Source organism: Algibacter aquimarinus (assembly GCF_039543265.1).
Lineage (GTDB): Bacteria > Bacteroidota > Bacteroidia > Flavobacteriales > Flavobacteriaceae > Algibacter_B > Algibacter_B aquimarinus.
The window spans coordinates 253,324-271,415 of sequence record NZ_BAABJK010000004.1 but is presented as its reverse complement, the minus strand read 5'-3'; the positions used below and the strand labels follow the sequence as shown (position 1 = coordinate 271,415).

Genomic DNA, 18,092 nt, shown 5'->3' with positions numbered 1-18,092 from the left:
GTGTTTTAAACCTCAGCATAAGCTTCAATAGGCGTACAAGAACAAATTAAATTTCTGTCTCCATAGGCATCATCAACACGTCTTACGGTTGGCCAGAATTTATTTTCTCTAACATAATCTAGAGGAAAAGCGGCTTGTTCACGAGAATAAGGGAAATACCATTCGTTTGCTGTAATCATATCTAAGGTATGAGGTGCATTTCGTAAAACATTATTTTCATCATCTTTTGAAACACTGTCGATCTCTTTTCTTATAGAAATCATAGCATCGCAAAAACGATCCATTTCAGCTTTACTCTCGCTTTCAGTTGGTTCAATCATCATAGTTCCAGCAACAGGAAAAGAAACTGTTGGCGCATGAAAACCATAATCCATTAAACGTTTTGCAATATCGGTTACTTCAATACCATGAGCCTTAAAAGGGCGGCAATCTATAATCATTTCATGAGCTGCACGACCCTGCTCTCCAGAATAAAGTGTTTCAAAACTACCTTCTAAACGTCGCTTTATATAATTAGCATTTAAGATGGCAATTTTGGTTGATTCTGTTAATCCTTGTGCGCCCAACATTTTTATATAACCATATGAAATTAAACAAGCTAATGAAGAGCCAAATGGAGCTGCAGATATAGCTGATATAGCTTTGTCACCTCCAGTTTTAATAATAGGATTTCCAGGTAAGAAGGGAGCTAATTGTTTTGCAACACAAATAGGTCCAACACCTGGACCACCACCACCATGTGGAATTGCAAAAGTTTTATGCAAGTTTAAATGGCATACATCTGCTCCAATATTTCCTGGGTTTGTTAAACCTACTTGAGCATTCATATTAGCACCATCCATATAAACCTGACCCCCATTGTCATGAATAATTTGTGTAATTTCTTTAATTGCAGATTCGTAAACACCGTGGGTAGATGGGTATGTTACCATAAGTGCCGACAAATTATCTTTGTGTAATAAAGCTTTTTCACGTAAATCCTCTACATCAATATTACCTTCTTCAGTAGATTTAGTTACAACAACTTTCATACCTGCCATTACTGCACTTGCAGGATTTGTACCGTGTGCCGAAGATGGAATTAAGCAAATATTTCTGTGAAAATCTCCACGTGATTCATGGTATGCTTTTATAACCATTAAACCAGCAAACTCTCCTTGTGCTCCAGAATTAGGTTGAAGCGAAGTAGCTGCAAAGCCAGTAATTTCAGTTAATTGATCTTCTAATTCTTTTAAAACGGTTAAGTAGCCTTTTGCTTGTTTTAAGGGAACAAAAGGGTGGATGTTTGCCCATTTAAAAATACTTAAAGGAAGCATTTCTGAGGCTGCATTTAACTTCATAGTACAAGACCCTAAGGAAATCATAGAATGGTTTAACGCTAAATCTTTACGTTCAAGAGATTTTATATAACGCATCAATTCAGTTTCTGAGTGGTAGGTATTGAATACAGCATCAGTTAAAAAATCTGAAGTCCTGCGAATAGATTCATCTATTGTATTTCCGCTTTCTATTGATGAAATAATAATGGTTTCTTTTTCTGCGGCTTCAGCAAAAACAGAAATTAAATAGTTTAAGTCTCTTAAAGAAGTCGTTTCATTAATAGAAATTGTAACGGTTTCTTTATTTGTGTAATTTAAGTTTACCTTTCTTTCAGTGGCAATTCGCTTTATTTTTTTTGCTTTTGTATTTATTTGAAGCGTATCAAAATAAGAGGTGTTAACTTGCTTGTAACCCAATGCTTTTAATGCATTTGCAAGTGTAACTGCCTTATCGTGAATTTCGTTAGCAATAAATTCTAAGCCTTTAGGTCCATGATAAACACCGTACATACTAGCCATTACAGCCAAAAGTACTTGAGCTGTACATATGTTTGATGTAGCTTTATCTCTTTTAATATGTTGCTCTCTAGTTTGCAATGCCATTCGTAATGCACGATTGTCATTTGCATCTTTTGTAACACCTATAATACGCCCTGGTAAATCTCTTTTGTAAGCTTCTTTTGTAGCAAAAAAAGCTGCGTGTGGACCACCATAACCCATAGGAATACCAAAACGCTGAGTGGTACCCACTACGACATCAGTACCAAATTTTCCGGGAGCTTCAAGTTTTATTAAACTCATTACATCTGCAGCAACGGCAACTTTTATTCCTGAATTAGTAGCTTGATTAATAAAAGATTTAATATCGGTTATTTGACCATTTTTACCTGGATATTGTAAAATAGCTCCGAAAAATTCTGTTGAAAAATCAAAACTTTCCTCATTGCCAACTACAAGTTCAATTCCAATTGGTATTGCCCGTGTATTTAATAATGAAAGCGTTTGTGGTAAAATATGTTCTGAAACAAAAAACTTATTAATACCTGCTTTTTTCTGAGCGCGCTCTCGAACTGCAAATAATAAACTCATAGCTTCAGCAGCAGCAGTACTTTCATCAAGTAAAGATGCATTTGCAATTTCCATTCCTGTTAGGTCTATAACCATGGTTTGAAAATTTAAAAGTGCCTCAAGTCTACCTTGAGCAATTTCTGCCTGATATGGAGTATATGCTGTGTACCAACCTGGATTTTCAAGAATATTTCTTTGAATAACAGCTGGCATTATGGTTGGGTGGTATCCCATACCAATGTATGTCTTGTAAGCTTTATTTTTTTTAGACAACTCGTGTATATGAAGTAAATATTCATGCTCAGTCATCGGGTCATCTAAATTCAAACCACTTTTTAAGCGAATATCACTAGGAACAGTCTCAGATATCAGTTGATCTAATGAGTCTACACCTATAGTTTCTAACATAAGATTTTGGTCGTTTTCTCTTGGACCAATATGACGCAAAGCGAAAGCATTTGTATTCATTCAATTACAATTTGATATATATTTTGCAAAAATAAGTAATAATTAACGTGTTTTATGGCATAAAATGGAAAGTTTTTAACCATTTAGAAACCTTATTAACAGTTTGTGTATTTTTACAAAATGAAGCGAGTGAAACAACTTTTCGACTTTTACATAAATAGTAGTATTCATGTGGCTTTAGCAGTATATTCTTTAAGCTATTTAACATTATTAGAGTATGATATTTCGTATGATGAAAACATACTATATTTTATTTTTTTTGCAACCATAACAGGTTATAATTTTGTGAAGTATTTTGGCATTGCTAAGTTTCATCATAGAAGCTTGACTAATTGGTTAAAAGCGATACAAGTTTTTTCCCTTTTCAGTTTTATTTTAATGCTTTATTATGTAAGTCAATTACACACTAATACGTTGTTTTATATTTTGATTTTCGCTTTAATTACTTTTTTGTATGCAATTCCATTTTTACCAAAACGCTTCTTTTTGGATGGTCAACATAATTTAAGAACAATTAGCGGATTAAAAATATATTTAATTGCTTTAGTTTGGAGTGGAGTAACTGTTTTTATTCCTTTAATTAATAATGACTATTATATAAATACTGATGTTGTAATTACCGCAGCGCAGCTCTATGTTTTTGTACTTGTTTTGATGTTACCCTTTGAAATAAGAGATTTGAGGTACGATAGTTTAAAACTCTCCACAGTTCCACAAAAAATAGGAGTAAAGCAAACTAAAATGTTAGGTGTTTTACTTTTAAGTGTATTTTTTATTTTGGAATTTTTTAAAAATGAAACATCATCAGCTACTAAAATTTTTATATTAATAGGGATTTTAACTCTTACAGCAATGTTAGTGTTATTTGCTAAAAAAGAACAGTGTAAATACTATAGTGCTTTTTGGGTAGAAGGTTTGCCAATTCTATGGCTTATTTTAGTATTATACTTTAATTAGAAACTTCATTTAGAGCTTTTTCAAACTCTTTTTTCATATCACTTTTAGCTGAAGTCTCAAGATATCCAACTTCCCCTTTTTTAATTGCTTTGGTGAGTTTAGTGTTATTTACAGTATATTTTCTGCAGGCTTTACAATAAATTAAATGTACATTTAATTTAATCAATTCCCATAGCGATGCCTCTTTGTATTGATTTTTATCACATACATGGTTAGCTTCATCACAAGGTATAAATATTTTATTTTTTTTACTCATAGCTTAAAACCAATTTGCTTTAAGGCAATCTGCCATGGCTGTTCTAGCTCTATGGATAATTACCCATAGGTTAGACGCAGTAATATTTAATTCATTACAAATTGCTTCAGTTTCATGATTTAAAATGGTTTTCATCTTAAAAACATCTGCTTGTTTTTTAGGTAATTTACCTAAACAATTATGGATAGCATCTCCTAACTCGTTGTTTTCTAAAGTGTCTTCTGCAGTTTTATCAAAAGGGTCTGCAACACGCTCTTCTAACCAATCACCTTCACTTTCAGTATCATTATAATTAATGCGTACTTCTGCTTTTCCTTTATTTGAGTTTATTTTTCTGTAATGGTCTATTATTTTACGTTTTAAAATAGAGATAAGCCATGTGCGTTCACTTGCTTCTCCTTTAAAATTTTTCATAGATTTTAAACCTGCAAAAAATGTGTCTTGAACCAAATCTTGGGCAATTTCTCTATCACTAACACGTGAAATAGTATAGTTAAAGAGGTAATCAGAATAAAGGTCAATCCATTTGTTAGGATCAATTTTATGGTTTGGCATTAGCGCAAATAATTTTTTTTGAATTCCAAAAATAAGCTAAAAAAATGAATTTTTAAATTGTTTATTAAATACTATGATTTATTTAGTAGCTGAAATAATAAAGTAACTAAAACTTTTTATGTGTAACCCCGATAATAATGCATAAAAAGAACCTTTTAAGTTATGTAAACTTTCTCTTTTTAGTTTTTTAATATTTATGAGTTGTTTTATTGCAAAGCCTATTATGGCAAACGGTACATGAAGAACAGAAGGCGCAACTTTAAAAGATGCATCTTCAATTTGAATTTTTTGAAACCCCTGTTGTTTTAAATTCTTCGCCATGTTCTCAATAGTTTCTAATTTTTCTAAACTCCAATGGTTACATAGTTTTTGATAAGCTAAATAACTTCCATTACAAAGTTTAGAAGGTTCTTTTTTAAGAAAAGCATCTGCAATAATAAGTTTACCTTTTGGTTTTAATATTCTAAAAGCTTCTTTTAATGAATTGCTGTCGTGTCCAGAATGACAAAAACTCTCTATGGCAATTGCTGAGTCGAAAAAATTAGATTTAAATGATGTATTATTATAGTTTTCTTTTAGAATAATTCCATTTTCTCCTCTTAATAATTTATTACCCTGTTTCACTTGAAAGTTTGAAAGTGTTACGCCGTAAGCTACCATGTTTTTGTATAACTTTAAAGCATGCCTCATAGTTCCTCCCATACCACAACCTAAATCTACTAACCTATATTTTGATGTTCCTATATCTAAACGGTTAAGCACCTGAGTATTCATTTGATTTAGCATGGAATCACGTTTAAACGGATTTGTTTTAAATGGGACGAAATATCCAAAGTGCATGTTGAAGTCTTTGCTCCAAAATTCATAATCTTCAGTAGCTTCGTTATAGAAATCTATCATTTCTATGCGATTGGTTTCCTTTTTACTTGCTAAATTTATTGTTAGTGATTTCATGATTATGTTTTAATTATTAATAAAATAACTCAGGTTATAAATAAATAACCAAGAATATACAATTGCAAAGAGTATGAATAATGTATTCATAAAATAGCTTCCAATTTTAAAAAGTGTTTTTTTTGGAATATCATACATAGGGTAATAAGCAAATTGAGTTGCTACTTTTCCAACCCAATAAGCTGCAATTAATCCTGTTAATGCTATGGCCAGTGTAGTATTATTTTTTAAATCAGTCGGAATTAAAATGGCTATCAATCCAAAAGAGAAGTTTAAACCTTGGATGTATCTACCATATGTTTTTGCAATTTCTTGGTTTAATGGTTTTAGCTGTTTTACATCATTATACCAATCAAAAACTTGATGCCTTATGTAAGGATAAATTAATGCAGTAAATATTTGACCACATCCTCCAAGGATGATTAGCCAATTTGGAATTTGATAGTTCATGATTTATTGATTTTATATATTTTAAACTTTCAGAAAGTATTGAAAGTATAGTTCAAATTTTTTATTTAAATAATTTCAGTAAAGATTTAGTAACCCAGTTTTGCTCTTGGTTTGCCACTTTGTTTAAAAGTGAATCTGCTGTATCTGCTAAATCATGCAATGCTTTAGTTTGTTTAATTAGCTCTTTCGTTTTTTCTGTACCATCATCATTAATAGAGGAGACTTCTTTTAAAACTTTTAATACAGGTTTAATTTCTCTTCGGCTGCGTTCTTTTGCTATATGTCTTGCTAATTCTTGTACATCTTTTTCAGTTGTAAAAAACTCTTTTCGTTCACCAGGAATTAATTCTTTAGTAACAATGCCCCAATCCATTAACTGACGTAAATTCATACTGGTATTACCACGAGAAATTTTTAGTTCCTCCATAATCTCTTCCATTGAGAGCGGTTTTATAGATATAAAAAGTAAGGATTGAATTTGTGCCATAGCCTTATTAATTCCCCAAAGAGTGCCTAAACTTCCCCAGGTACTAATAAATTTTTCTTTTGCTTCTTTATATTCCATGAGACAAATATATAAATAATTTCTAAACTTTCAATAATTATTGAAAGTTTATTTTTAAAAGATTTGAAACAAATAATTAAGTTGTTAATTCTTTATCTTTAATAAATCTAGATTTTATAAAAAGTTTTTTTTTAATGAACATCAAAACCTTAATACTTATAATAATAAATGGTTTAATAGCGTTGGTAGTTGCTGTATTATCATTTTCTTTCTACAAACAGTTTTCTAAAGTACTAAACGATCGTGTTTTGTTACAGTTAAATTCTATAAAAACCCTCAAACAAGTCCAAATTGAAAATTTAATAAAGGCTGAATGGGAAGATTTATTAAACAACCATGAAAACTATCAAAATATAGATACTCCAAGTTTTGTATTTCCTGATAGCATAACAAACTTAGAAGGGGTTTACGATTTTACCTCAAACCACATTCATAAAAAAACTTCAATAGGTTTTGTTTCTAAAAATGTTAACAAAACATATATCAAGATACTAGACTATAATAAAATAAAAGAAATATTGCTTGAGCGAACAGGTATGGGAAATAGCGGGGAGTCTTATCTAGTGGGAGAAGATTTTAAGATGCGTTCTCAATCACGCTTTTTCCCTGATAAAACACCACACTCTATTTTGGTTAAAACCGAAGGCGTAATTAATGCTTTAAAAGGCAATAGTGGAAGGGGGACATTTGATGATTATAGAGGTGTTGATGTTTATAGTGTATATAGTCTTATTGAAATTTCAAATCTTAAATTGATTATTCTTTCCGAGATAGATGTTAGTGAGGTTACCACGCCATTAAAAAACTTAAAAACAAGATTAATAACCTTAACCCTCGGTATTCTAATGGTAGCAATAATTCTATCACTTTTCCTTATAAGAATTATTACAGACCCGATAAAAAATATGCAAAGGAGCCTAAAGGTTATGGCAGAAGGAGATTACAACAAAAGCAATGAGTTTATTAAAAACTCTAATGAAATTAATGATATGTTTGATGCTTTGGCTAATTTAAAAGCTTCTTTACAAGGTGCTGTGAAGTTTTCAAATGATATAGGAAAAATGAACTTGAATGCCCAATATACACCAAAAAGCACTCACGATATGCTTGGTAAAAGTTTGTTGGTTATGAGAGATAAATTGGTAGAATATAGAAACAACGAAGAAAATAACAGAATAAATACAAAACGCTTATTAGTAAATGGTTTAGAAAGTGAAAGACGTCGCCTATCAAGGGAACTACATGATGGTATTGGGCCGTACTTAACATCTCTAAAACATTATATTGAAAATAAAGTTCAAAATGAAAAGCAAAAAACAGAAATGAAAAGGATAGTAGACGATACTATTTCTGAAATTAGGTTGATGTCTAATGCATTAATGCCTTCGTCTATTGACGATTTTGGGGTTGGTGTTGCACTAACTAATTTTGTTGAAAGCCTTAAAAATTCAACTCTTATAGCTATTCAGTATGAAGATTTAACTAAACACGATCAAACTAATATAACAAATCAACAAGGCATTAATCTTTTTAGAATTTGTCAAGAATTAATCAACAATTCATTGAAACATTCTAAAGCAAAAAATATAAGAATTACGCTTTCAGAATTTGATGAATTTATATCACTTTTCTATTTTGATGACGGCATTGGTTTTGATGAAAAAGAGGTAAAGTTAGGTTCTGGAATTATAAACATTAAAGAACGTGTTGAAATTTGCAATGGTAAAATTGTTATTAACTCTAAAGCTGGAAACACTACTTTTGAAATTGAACTACCTGTGGAATTATGAATGAAATTAAAATAGTAATAGCAGACGATCACGAACTTTTTCGAAAAGGATTAGCCGAATTGTTAAGAAAGCATGATGATATAAAAATAGTTAGAAGTCTTGCTGATGGTATTGAATTTATGGATGTGCTTAGGAGTGCGTTGGAGATAGATATTGTGCTTTTAGATATTACCATGCCAAAAATGGATGGTTTTCAGGTTTTAAAAGAAATAAAAACTTTAAAATCTAATATAAAACCTATTGTAATCTCTATGCATAGCGATGGGAACTACATAGCTAAGTGTGCTAAAAGTGGTGCTTATGGTTATTTATTAAAAAACACTGATGAAGATGAATTAACCTTGGCAATACGATCCGTAAGCAAAGGGAAAAAATATTTTAGTGCTGAAATTTCTGAAAAAATGATAAATTTTATGTCTACCCAAAGTGTAAGCGAAGACATTTTATCTAATAAAGAAACAGAGGTTCTGGGTTTAATTTCCGAAGGTTTAACTACTAAAGAAATTGCTGCTAAACTATTTGTGAGTTCAAGGACTATAGAAACACATCGAGCAAATATTTTAAAAAAACTAGAAGTAAAAAATACAGCTGAACTTATTAAAAAAGCAGCAAAAATAAACTTAATATAATATTTTAAAATCGCGTATCCGTATTTATACGGATACAGATTGGGTAGATTCTTATAATTCTAAACAGCTATAATGGTGCTTAATTTTGTCATGAACCATAAAAATAATTATCATGAAAAAAGGAGCATTAATTTTAGGATTTTTATTATTTGCTTTTGGAGCATCTGCTCAAGAGCAAAACAATGTAAAACGAAGTGATTTAAAAGGACCAGCATATAAAAACTACAAGCATGGGAATCATAGAACAGTACTAACTACAATTTATGTAGTTAATGAAAAAAAATTACTTAAAGGACCAGCTTATAAGAATTATAGACCAGGACAAAAATCATCGAAAGGGGAAGCGATTATAATAAATACTAATGGTCATGAAAGGCAAAAATTAACAGGACCAGCATACAAAAACTACAAGCCTTCGAAAAAAAAGGATAAATAATTATGGTTCGATAAGCAGCATGTGCGTGCAATGTGATTTTTTATTATCGAAAGTGTCATGTTGCTTATTCAAACTTCAAAAAAAGCATTTGAAATAATATAAATTTCAAATGCTTTTTTAGTAATAGATCTATAATTACCACCAAGCTTATTATTTTTAATATAAATTTATTTCAACAATCCAGCACGTCTTAACAAAGCTTCTGGTTGAGGTTTTTGCCCTCTAAAGCGTTTATATAGTGTCATGGGGTTTTCAGTGCCACCTTGACTTAATACATAATCTTTAAATTTATTGGCTACCTTTTTATTAAAAATACCTTCTTGTTTAAAATATTCAAAAGCATCAGCATCTAAAACTTCAGCCCATTTGTAGCTGTAATATCCTGAAGAATAACCTCCTTGAAATATATGAGAAAATGCAGTACTCATACAAGTTTCTTTTGTTTCAGGATAAAGAGATGTATTTTTAAAGACTTCTGTTTCAAAAGCTTTTACATTTTTAATGCTCTCTATCGTTTCGTTTCCATGCCAACTCATATCTAATAAACCAAAACTTAACTGGCGTAAAGTTTGCATGCCTTCATGAAACGTGGCAGATTCTTTAATCTTTTCAACCAAATCCATAGGGATCACTTCGTTAGTTTCATAATGCGTAGCAAACAATTCTAAGGCTTCCTTTTCATAACACCAGTTTTCCATAATCTGGCTTGGTAATTCTACAAAATCCCAGTGTACATTAGTGCCTGATAAGCTAGGGTAGATGGTATTAGCTAACATGCCATGAAGCGCATGTCCGAATTCATGAAATAAAGTAGTTACTTCATTAAATGTTAATAGGGAAGGTTTTGTTTTTGTAGGTTTTGTAAAGTTGCAAACTATGGAAACGTGAGGTCTGCTATTTTCTCCATTTTTAATGTATTGTGGTTTGTAGGATGTCATCCACGCTCCATTTCTTTTACCTGCTCTAGGAAAAAAATCTGCATAGAAAACAGAAATAAAATCACCTTTTGAGTTTGTTACTTTATAGGTTAAAACATCTTCATGATATTTATCAATGGTATCAATTTCTTCAAATTTTAAATCGAATAATTTATTTGCAATGGTAAATGCTCCAGCAATAACATTTTCTAATTTAAAATATGGTTTAAGCTTTTCATCGTCTAAACTAAATAATTTTTGTTTTAGTTTTTCTGAATAATATGATCCATCCCATTTTTCTAATCTATCAATACCATCTAATTCTTTTGCAAAGTTTTCAAGATTTTTAAATTCGTTTTCAGCAGCTGGTTTAGCTTTCTTTAGCAATTCATTTGAAAATTCAAGAACCGTTTCTGGTGTTTCTGCCATACGCTCCTCTAAAACAAAATGTGCGTGTGTTTTATAACCCAAAAGATTAGCACGCTTATGCCTAAGTTTAACTATTTGTAAAACATTGTTTTGGTTGTCTAAATCATCATTTTTAAAGGCCTTACTTCCCGCGGCAAGTGTTATTTTTTTGCGTAATTCACGATTATCAGCATAAGTTAAAAAAGGAATATAGCTTGGGTAATCTAAAGTAAATAGCCAACCAGTTTTCTCTTTTGATGTTGCTAATTGTTTAGCAGCTTCTTTAGTGCCTTCAGGGAGCCCAGATAAATCTTCTTCATTTGTAATTAGCATTTCAAACTTGTTGGTTTCTGCTAAAACATTTTCACCAAACTTTAATTTTAACTGACTCAGTTTTTTGTCAATTTCTCTTAGGTCACTTTTCTTTTCTTCAGGTAAATTGGCCCCATTTCTTGAAAAGCTTTTGTATTTCTTATCTAATAAAGTGTTTTGCTCTGTTGTTAAATTTAACTCATCTTTAGAGTTGTATACAGATTTTACACGTTCAAATAATTCTGTATTTAAAGCAACGTCGTTACTAAATTCAGACAACATTGGAGATACTTCTTGAGCTATTTTTTGAATCTCCTCATTAGTTTCAGCCGAATTTAAGTTGAAAAAAATACTAGAAACTCTATCTAATTGTTCACCAGAAAAATCTAAAGCTTCAATAGTATTTTGAAAAGAAGGTTTTTCTGAGTTGTTTACAATATCATCAATGTCTTTCTTTGCTAGATTTATGGCTTCCTTAAAGGTTGGAATATAATCTGTGTTTTTAATTTTTGAGAATGGAGCAGTATTATATTTGGTATTAAATGGAGTATTTAGATATTTCTTTATCATTTTTTTAATAAATATGTTAAAATGTAATATGCTATGTATGCATAATAAAATTTTTGTATTTTTGCCAGCAACAATTTGAAGAGTGACTAACTCAAGGAATTATTGTTAATAGCTAGAAGCCTCAAATTATATTTGAGGCTTTTTTTATTTTAAGTCTTTAGCAGATTCGTTTACTTTAATTTTTAATCCTTCTTTGTAAGTCATAATTTTATCCAGTACACATTTATCTGAAGACCCGATAATTTGTGCTGCCAAAATACCAGCATTTTTAGCTCCATTTAAAGCAACAGTGGCAACTGGAACACCACCTGGCATTTGAAGAATAGATAACACAGAATCCCATCCATCAATGGAGTTACTACTTTTTACAGGTACACCAATTACGGGAAGTGGGGATAATGAGGCTACCATACCCGGTAAATGAGCGGCTCCTCCAGCGCCTGCTATAACAACTGAGAATCCTCTAGTGTGCGCATGCTTTCCATAATCGAATAGTTTTTCAGGAGTACGATGTGCAGAAACAATATCAACTTCAATTTCTATATCAAACCCCTTTAAGATGTCTATGGCATCTTGCATAACAGGAAGATCACTTTTACTTCCCATAATAATTCCAACTTTGCTCATATTACTCGCTTATTACTTTAATTGATTTTTTAACTTGTTCTGCCACACGTCTGGCTTCATTTAAATCTTTATTTACAATAGTTACATGTCCCATTTTTCTGAAAGGGCGTGTTTGCTTTTTTCCATAAATATGAGGTGTTACACCATCCATTTTCATAATACTTTCTATATTCTTGTAAACCACATTTCCGGTGTAGCCTTCAGCTCCAACTAAATTTACCATAACACCACCAACTTTATTATCTGTTCTCCCTAAAGGTAAATCTAAAATTGCTCTTAGATGCTGTTCAAATTGTGATGTGTAACTTGCTTCAATAGTTTGATGACCAGAATTATGTGGACGTGGTGCAACTTCGTTTATTAAAATTTCATCCTCTTGAGTTTGAAACATTTCCACTGCTAATAATCCTACATGATTAAAAGCTTCAGAGGTTTTAAGAGCAATGTCCTGTGCTTTTTTTGCAACCTCATTAGAAATTCTAGCAGGACATATTACATATTCAACTTGATTTGCTTCTGGATGAAATTCCATTTCAACCACAGGGTAAGTAGCAATTTCTCCTGAAGCATTTCTTGCAACTATTACTGCCAATTCATTTTTAAAAGGCACTAAATTTTCTGCAATGCACTCAACATTTGGTAATCCTTTTAAATCTTCCGTAGATTTAACTATTTTAACGCCTTGGCCATCATATCCAAATTGAGCTGCTTTCCAAACAAAAGGCATATTTAATCCACCATGGTTTAATGCGTCTTCAATTTCTGAAGTGTACGCAAAACGAGAAAAAGGAGCGGTTGGTAAATTATGGTCAACATAAAACAGTTTTTGTTTTGCTTTATTTTGAATACTTCTCAACGTTTTTGAACCAGGGTATACTTTAATTCCTTCTTTTTCAAGAGCTTCTAAAGCATCAATATTTACGTTTTCAATCTCAATAGTTAAAACATCAACTTGCTTTCCAAAATTATAAACCTCATCGTAATCCATTAAATTACCAAGATGAAATTTATCACACGCAATTTTACAAGGCGCATCATTACTGGCTTCTAAAACACAAGTGTACACATCAAACTTTCTGGTGTTATAAAGTAGCATTTTTCCTAATTGCCCACCACCAAGAATACCGAGTTTGAAATTTGAAGAAAAGTAGTTCATTTAAATGCTTTTAACTGAAATAAAATTAGGTTACGCAAAAATACACTTAAATCTTAAATTACTCCAGAATTCCTAAATCAAAAAATCGTTATTCGCCAATCTATTGATTATCTTTGCGTCTGCAAAAAAAACAGAATAGTGATTAAGCTACACGATAAATTTTTTAAACCCTTTATTTCTGCTAAAGAAATTGATGAAGCATTAGCCCGCATGGTAAATGAGATAGCTAATGATATTGGTGATGAAATTCCTGTTTTTATTGGTATTTTAAATGGTTCGTTTATGGTAGTAAGCGATTTTGTAAAAAAATATCCTAAGCCATGTGAAGTAACTTTTATAAAATTAGCATCTTATGAAGGTGTTAAATCTACAGAAGATATTCAAAGACTTATTGGTTTAACGCAAGATTTAACTGGGCGTACGGTTATTATTTTAGAAGACATTATTGATACTGGAAATACATTAAACGAAGTTCATAGGATATTTAAAAATGAAAAGGTAAAATCGTTAAAAATTGCCACACTTTTTTACAAACCCGAAGCTTACAAGAAAGATTTTAAATTACATTATGTTGGCATAGAAATTCCTAACAAATTTATAGTAGGCTATGGTTTAGACTACGATGGTTTAGGAAGAGATATTCCAGAAGTATATCAAATAAAAGACACACAACACATGACAAATTTAGTGCTATTTGGCCCTCCAGGTGCGGGTAAAGGAACACAGGCAGAATTTTTAAAAGAGAAATACAATTTAGTACATATTTCTACAGGCGATGTTTTTAGATTTAACATGAAAAATGAAACCGCTTTAGGGATGTTGGCTAAGTCTTATATAGATAAAGGCGCTTTAGTTCCAGATCAAGTTACTATTGATATGCTTAATGCTGAAGTGGAAAAGAATGCTGATGCTAATGGTTTTATTTTTGATGGATTCCCTAGAACTAATGCACAAGCAGAAGCATTAGACAAGTTAATGGATAGTAAAGATTCTCAGATTAATGCGATGATAGCATTAGAAGTTGATGATGAAGTTTTAGTAAAACGTTTACTTGAAAGAGGAAAAACAAGTGGAAGAAAAGATGATGCAAATGAAGCTGTAATAAGAAACAGAATTAAGGTGTATTATGATGAAACAGCTATTTTAAAAGATTATTATACAGCACAAAAAAAATATTTTGGAGTTGATGGTATTGGCAGTATAGAGGATATTACGGTGCGCTTAAGTAGTGTAATAGATAAATTGTAATACAAGTTTGAACTTACTACAACTTACTACTAATTTGGCAATTGGACCTTGGCAAATGATAATAATATTTGTAGTACTAATATTATTGTTTTTTCCAATCATTGCACTTATCAGTATTTTAAAAAATGAATTTAAAAATAATGATAAAATCATGTGGGTATTAATTGTTTTATTAGTACCATTCCTTGGTACAATTTTATACTTTATTTTAGGCAGACCCAAAAGGATTAAGAAAAACTAAATATAATTTTTAGTTCTTAAACCATAATTATTCACTGATATTATGACTGAAGGTAACTTTGTAGATTACGTAAAAATGTTTGTTAGCTCAGGAAAAGGTGGGCAAGGATCTTCTCATTTACATCGTGAAAAATATATAGAGAAAGGCGGGCCTGATGGAGGAGATGGTGGTCGTGGAGGCCATATTATAGTTAGAGGAAAATCAAACCTTTGGACACTTTTACATCTTAAGTTTAAAAAACACATTCGTGCAGGTCATGGTGAGCATGGAAGCAAAAGTCGTAGTTCAGGTGCTGATGGAGAAGATTTTTATATTGATGTGCCTTTAGGTACTGTAATTAGAGATACCGAAACTAACAATATTCTTTTTGAAATTACCGAAGACGGAGAGGAAAAAATTTTAGCTGAAGGCGGTAAAGGTGGTTTAGGAAACTGGCATTTTAAAAGTTCCACAAATCAAACACCACGTTACGCACAACCTGGATTACCCATGGAGGAGAAGTATATAACCATGGAACTTAAAGTGCTTGCTGATGTTGGCTTAGTTGGTTTTCCAAATGCTGGAAAATCTACATTATTATCTGTAATTACTTCAGCTAAACCAAAAATAGCTGATTATGAGTTTACCACTTTAAAACCGAATTTGGGTATTGTAAAGTATAGAGACTTTCAAACCTTTGTGATGGCGGATATTCCTGGAATTATAGAAGGTGCAGCCGAAGGTAAAGGTCTTGGGCATTATTTTTTAAGGCATATAGAACGAAATTCTATTCTACTATTTCTTATTCCGTCTGATGCTAACGATATCAAAAAACAATATGATATTTTGTTAGACGAACTTCGTAGATATAATCCTGAAATGCTTGATAAGGAACGTATTATAGCTATTTCAAAAAGTGATATGTTGGATGAAGAACTAAAAGCAGAATTAAAAATGGAATTAGATAACGAGCTTCCTATACCTTACTTATTTATTTCATCTGTAGCCCAAAAAGGCATTACAGAGCTAAAAGACGTATTATGGAAGATGTTAAATAATTAATCGAATCTTTCTAGAATCCAATCTTTTATTATTTCAAGTGCAATAGGTGAAAAAGTTTCTTCTATCTGCCCGTATTCTTGTAAACTGCCAGTTTCAGCAGTTTGAAACATATGGTTTAAATCGTCTAATTCTTTTATAGTAACATCTTTATTATTTGCTTTTTCAAGCCCATTCTTTATACCTTCTAAGTTTAATTTTGGCAATACTTGAAAATCTTTACTACCATTTAAAGCTAAAACAGGGCAAGTTGTTTTTGCTAAGTAATCAGCAGGTTCTAACCTAATAAAATTAAGCATCCATTCTGATTTTAGAACACTTAATTGTTGTTTAATCATAGTTGGAGAGATTACTGAAGCTATAGGCGAAGTTGGATTATTTTTTTTAAAACCATTTAAAAAATTAGTAATTTCTGTTTTAATAATTTCTTCATCTGTATTATTTCTTATAATATCATAAATTTTAGATGATAACTTTTCATTTTCATCTAATATGTTTTTTTGTGCACCAGCTAATTCTGCAGCCCTTCTTGTTTGTGTTTCCAAAATTTTTCCGCCATTTACACCTGTGCCAGCTAACAATACGATAAAAGCAACATCTCTATTCTTGGATGCAACTATGGGTGCAATTAATCCACCTTCACTGTGACCTATTAACCCAATTTTTGAAGTATCAATATCTTTTCTCGTTTTTAAGTAACTAATTGCAGCTTCAACATCTGATGCAAAATCTAGAGATGTTGCACTACCAAAATCGCCTTTTGATTTGGCAACACCTCTATCATCATATCTTAAAACAGCAATACCTTGGTTTGTTAAATAATCCGACAATACTAAAAATGGGCGATGATTAAATTGTTTAACTTCTTCATTTCTGTTTTGTGGTCCAGAACCAGAAATTAAAATAGCAACAGCAGGTTTTTTCTTAGTTTTTGGTAATGTAAATGTACCCGCTAGTTTTATATTGTTAGCAGCAGTATTTGTAAAATATACATCTTCAGAAAGATAATTATAAGGCTCAATTGGATCTTGAGGTCTATTATTTTGAGAATAAGAGAATATTGATATTGATAATATTGCGATAATAAGAAATTGTTTCATAATAGGAGTAGTTTAGGAATTGTTTTGGAGTTTTTTAAATTCTAAATATGAATACACAAGTGGTATAACCGATATTATTATAGTTATAGTTATAAAAAAAATACCGTTAAAATTTTTGTTAGTAAGAAGACTTGAAATAATGATTGCTAAGCCACCACTAAACCATAATTTACCTGCTAAAGCATGTGTTTTTTTCCAAACCGTTTCGTTTTCTAAAGTCCAAGGTGTTCGTATGCCAATAAAATAATTTGTTTTAATTGTTCGCATGTAATTTCCAAGAATAATATATAATATACCTATTGCAAGTATTATAAAAGCTGGATTTGTAATAGATTGTTCTTTTACACTGTACAATATAAACATGGCCAGTGCAGACATAAAAACCGTCATTAAAAACTTTAAATTGTAAAATTTGTTTCCCATACCCTTTATTTTTTTCTTAGGATCAATAAAAGGAACTACAGTAAAAATTATATAGGTAAGCGCTGGTAATAAAAAGGTAATTAATATCAAGGATGATTTTTTACCCCAGCCATCAATTTCGCCTTTATAATTCCAGTGTGTTGGAACGGTTTCTGGTAATCCACTCCATATATAAGCCAAATAAAAAAATGGAATTAAAACAATTATTATAAGAGGTATTTCTTTTTTTAAATTCATCAGGCTATTTTTTTAAAGTTAAAATCCATTGTAAAACATCTTCTAAAATGGTTGTATTAATGGTATATGTTATAAACTGTCCTACTTTCTCACTAGATACCAAATCGGCTCTTTTTAGTATATCTAAATGATGAGAAATACTTGGTTTTGATATTTTGAAAGCATCAGCAATTTCACCAGCAGTCATGTCTTTTTCTTTTAGTAATTCCAAAATTTGCCTTCTGGTTTCATCATTTAACGCTTTAAAGAGATAGTTCATTAATTAGGTATTTAGACAAATATCTAAATACTATTTTAATTTTCCAAATATTTTAAGATTTCAACGCAGCTAAATGGAACAATTTTTGATTAAATTTATAAAAACTTTC

19 protein-coding genes are annotated in these 18,092 nt (G+C 30.9%); 7 read left to right on the top strand and 12 right to left on the bottom strand.

Translation table 11 applies throughout. The features are described from left to right. Positions 1–5: 5 nt before the first annotated feature. Positions 6–2,855, bottom strand: coding sequence for an aminomethyl-transferring glycine dehydrogenase (gene gcvP, locus ABD939_RS04050; protein WP_345164773.1), 2,850 nt, complete (start codon positions 2,853–2,855; stop codon positions 6–8). Positions 2,856–2,975: 120 nt separating this feature from the next. Between gcvP and ABD939_RS04045 the strand changes: the two genes are divergently transcribed. Next, the gene (locus ABD939_RS04045; RefSeq protein WP_345164771.1) at positions 2,976–3,812 is read left to right on the top strand and encodes a UbiA prenyltransferase family protein; all 837 of its coding nucleotides are present in this window, start codon (positions 2,976–2,978) and stop codon (positions 3,810–3,812) included. Here the strand turns inward: ABD939_RS04045 and ABD939_RS04040 are convergent. The 5 genes from ABD939_RS04040 to ABD939_RS04020 all read right to left on the bottom strand — a co-directional run bounded on the left by ABD939_RS04040 (position 3,805) and on the right by ABD939_RS04020 (position 6,592). After that, positions 3,805–4,068 carry a hypothetical protein gene (locus ABD939_RS04040; RefSeq protein WP_345164769.1) on the bottom strand — a complete coding sequence of 88 codons (264 nt, stop codon included), beginning with the start codon at positions 4,066–4,068 and terminating at the stop codon, positions 3,805–3,807. The two genes, ABD939_RS04045 and ABD939_RS04040, sit on opposite strands and share 8 nt — an antisense overlap. 3 nt (positions 4,069–4,071) lie before the next feature. Beyond that, positions 4,072–4,623 (bottom strand): sigma-70 family RNA polymerase sigma factor, encoded by a 552-nt coding sequence (locus ABD939_RS04035; RefSeq protein WP_345164767.1) that lies wholly within the window; start codon positions 4,621–4,623, stop codon positions 4,072–4,074. A 78-nt stretch (positions 4,624–4,701) separates the two neighbouring features. Further along, positions 4,702–5,577 (bottom strand): methyltransferase domain-containing protein, encoded by an 876-nt coding sequence (locus ABD939_RS04030; protein WP_345164765.1) that lies wholly within the window; start codon positions 5,575–5,577, stop codon positions 4,702–4,704. 9 nt (positions 5,578–5,586) lie between these two features. Beyond that, positions 5,587–6,027, bottom strand: coding sequence for a hypothetical protein (locus ABD939_RS04025; protein WP_345164763.1), 441 nt, complete (start codon positions 6,025–6,027; stop codon positions 5,587–5,589). Positions 6,028–6,088: 61 nt separating this feature from the next. After that, positions 6,089–6,592, bottom strand: a complete 504-nt coding sequence (locus ABD939_RS04020) for a GbsR/MarR family transcriptional regulator (RefSeq protein WP_345164761.1) — start codon at positions 6,590–6,592, stop codon at positions 6,089–6,091. Positions 6,593–6,726: 134 nt separating this feature from the next. On the opposite strand from ABD939_RS04020, the gene ABD939_RS04015 reads away from it, so the two are divergent. From ABD939_RS04015 to ABD939_RS04005, 3 genes are all read left to right on the top strand, one after another. Further along, positions 6,727–8,382: a sensor histidine kinase gene (locus tag ABD939_RS04015; protein WP_345164759.1), complete on the top strand. Its 1,656-nt coding sequence runs from the start codon at positions 6,727–6,729 to the stop codon at positions 8,380–8,382. After that, entirely contained in the window at positions 8,379–9,011 is a 633-nt protein-coding gene (locus ABD939_RS04010; RefSeq protein WP_345164757.1) for a response regulator, read from the top strand. The genes ABD939_RS04015 and ABD939_RS04010 overlap by 4 nt, the downstream gene beginning before the upstream one ends. A 112-nt stretch (positions 9,012–9,123) precedes the next feature. Continuing rightward, entirely contained in the window at positions 9,124–9,447 is a 324-nt protein-coding gene (locus ABD939_RS04005; protein WP_345164755.1) for a hypothetical protein, read from the top strand. A gap of 167 nt (positions 9,448–9,614) precedes the next feature. Here the strand turns inward: ABD939_RS04005 and ABD939_RS04000 are convergent, their stop codons facing one another. The 3 genes from ABD939_RS04000 to ABD939_RS03990 all read right to left on the bottom strand — a co-directional run bounded on the left by ABD939_RS04000 (position 9,615) and on the right by ABD939_RS03990 (position 13,437). Beyond that, positions 9,615–11,654, bottom strand: coding sequence for a M3 family metallopeptidase (locus ABD939_RS04000; RefSeq protein ID WP_345164753.1), 2,040 nt, complete (start codon positions 11,652–11,654; stop codon positions 9,615–9,617). A 144-nt stretch (positions 11,655–11,798) separates the two neighbouring features. Beyond that, the gene (gene purE / locus ABD939_RS03995) at positions 11,799–12,281 is read right to left on the bottom strand and encodes a 5-(carboxyamino)imidazole ribonucleotide mutase (protein ID WP_345164751.1); all 483 of its coding nucleotides are present in this window, start codon (positions 12,279–12,281) and stop codon (positions 11,799–11,801) included. A gap of 1 nt (position 12,282) precedes the next feature. Next, entirely contained in the window at positions 12,283–13,437 is a 1,155-nt protein-coding gene (locus ABD939_RS03990) for a 5-(carboxyamino)imidazole ribonucleotide synthase (protein WP_345164749.1), read from the bottom strand. A 138-nt stretch (positions 13,438–13,575) separates the two neighbouring features. Between ABD939_RS03990 and ABD939_RS03985 the strand changes: the two genes are divergently transcribed. From ABD939_RS03985 to obgE, 3 genes are read left to right on the top strand one after another with little or no spacing between them, the layout of a single operon-like run. Then, positions 13,576–14,685, top strand: coding sequence for an adenylate kinase (locus tag ABD939_RS03985; protein ID WP_345164747.1), 1,110 nt, complete (start codon positions 13,576–13,578; stop codon positions 14,683–14,685). A 55-nt stretch (positions 14,686–14,740) separates the two neighbouring features. Continuing rightward, on the top strand, positions 14,741–14,926 hold the full coding sequence (locus tag ABD939_RS03980; RefSeq protein ID WP_345167323.1) for a PLDc N-terminal domain-containing protein: 186 nt from the start codon (positions 14,741–14,743) through the stop codon (positions 14,924–14,926). A 42-nt stretch (positions 14,927–14,968) separates the two neighbouring features. Continuing rightward, the gene (gene obgE, locus ABD939_RS03975; RefSeq protein WP_345164745.1) at positions 14,969–15,967 is read left to right on the top strand and encodes a GTPase ObgE; all 999 of its coding nucleotides are present in this window, start codon (positions 14,969–14,971) and stop codon (positions 15,965–15,967) included. Here the strand turns inward: obgE and ABD939_RS03970 are convergent. The 3 genes from ABD939_RS03970 to ABD939_RS03960 are packed head-to-tail and all read right to left on the bottom strand — an operon-like array spanning position 15,964 to position 17,983. Beyond that, positions 15,964–17,064 carry an alpha/beta hydrolase family protein gene (locus ABD939_RS03970; protein ID WP_345164743.1) on the bottom strand — a complete coding sequence of 367 codons (1,101 nt, stop codon included), beginning with the start codon at positions 17,062–17,064 and terminating at the stop codon, positions 15,964–15,966. The genes obgE and ABD939_RS03970 overlap by 4 nt on opposite strands. A 12-nt stretch (positions 17,065–17,076) precedes the next feature. Further along, complete coding sequence (locus ABD939_RS03965; RefSeq protein WP_345164741.1) at positions 17,077–17,724, bottom strand: SdpI family protein; 648 nt, start codon at positions 17,722–17,724, stop codon at positions 17,077–17,079. Between the two features lie 4 nt (positions 17,725–17,728). Further along, positions 17,729–17,983 carry an autorepressor SdpR family transcription factor gene (locus tag ABD939_RS03960; protein WP_345164739.1) on the bottom strand — a complete coding sequence of 85 codons (255 nt, stop codon included), beginning with the start codon at positions 17,981–17,983 and terminating at the stop codon, positions 17,729–17,731. Positions 17,984–18,092 lie beyond the last annotated feature (109 nt).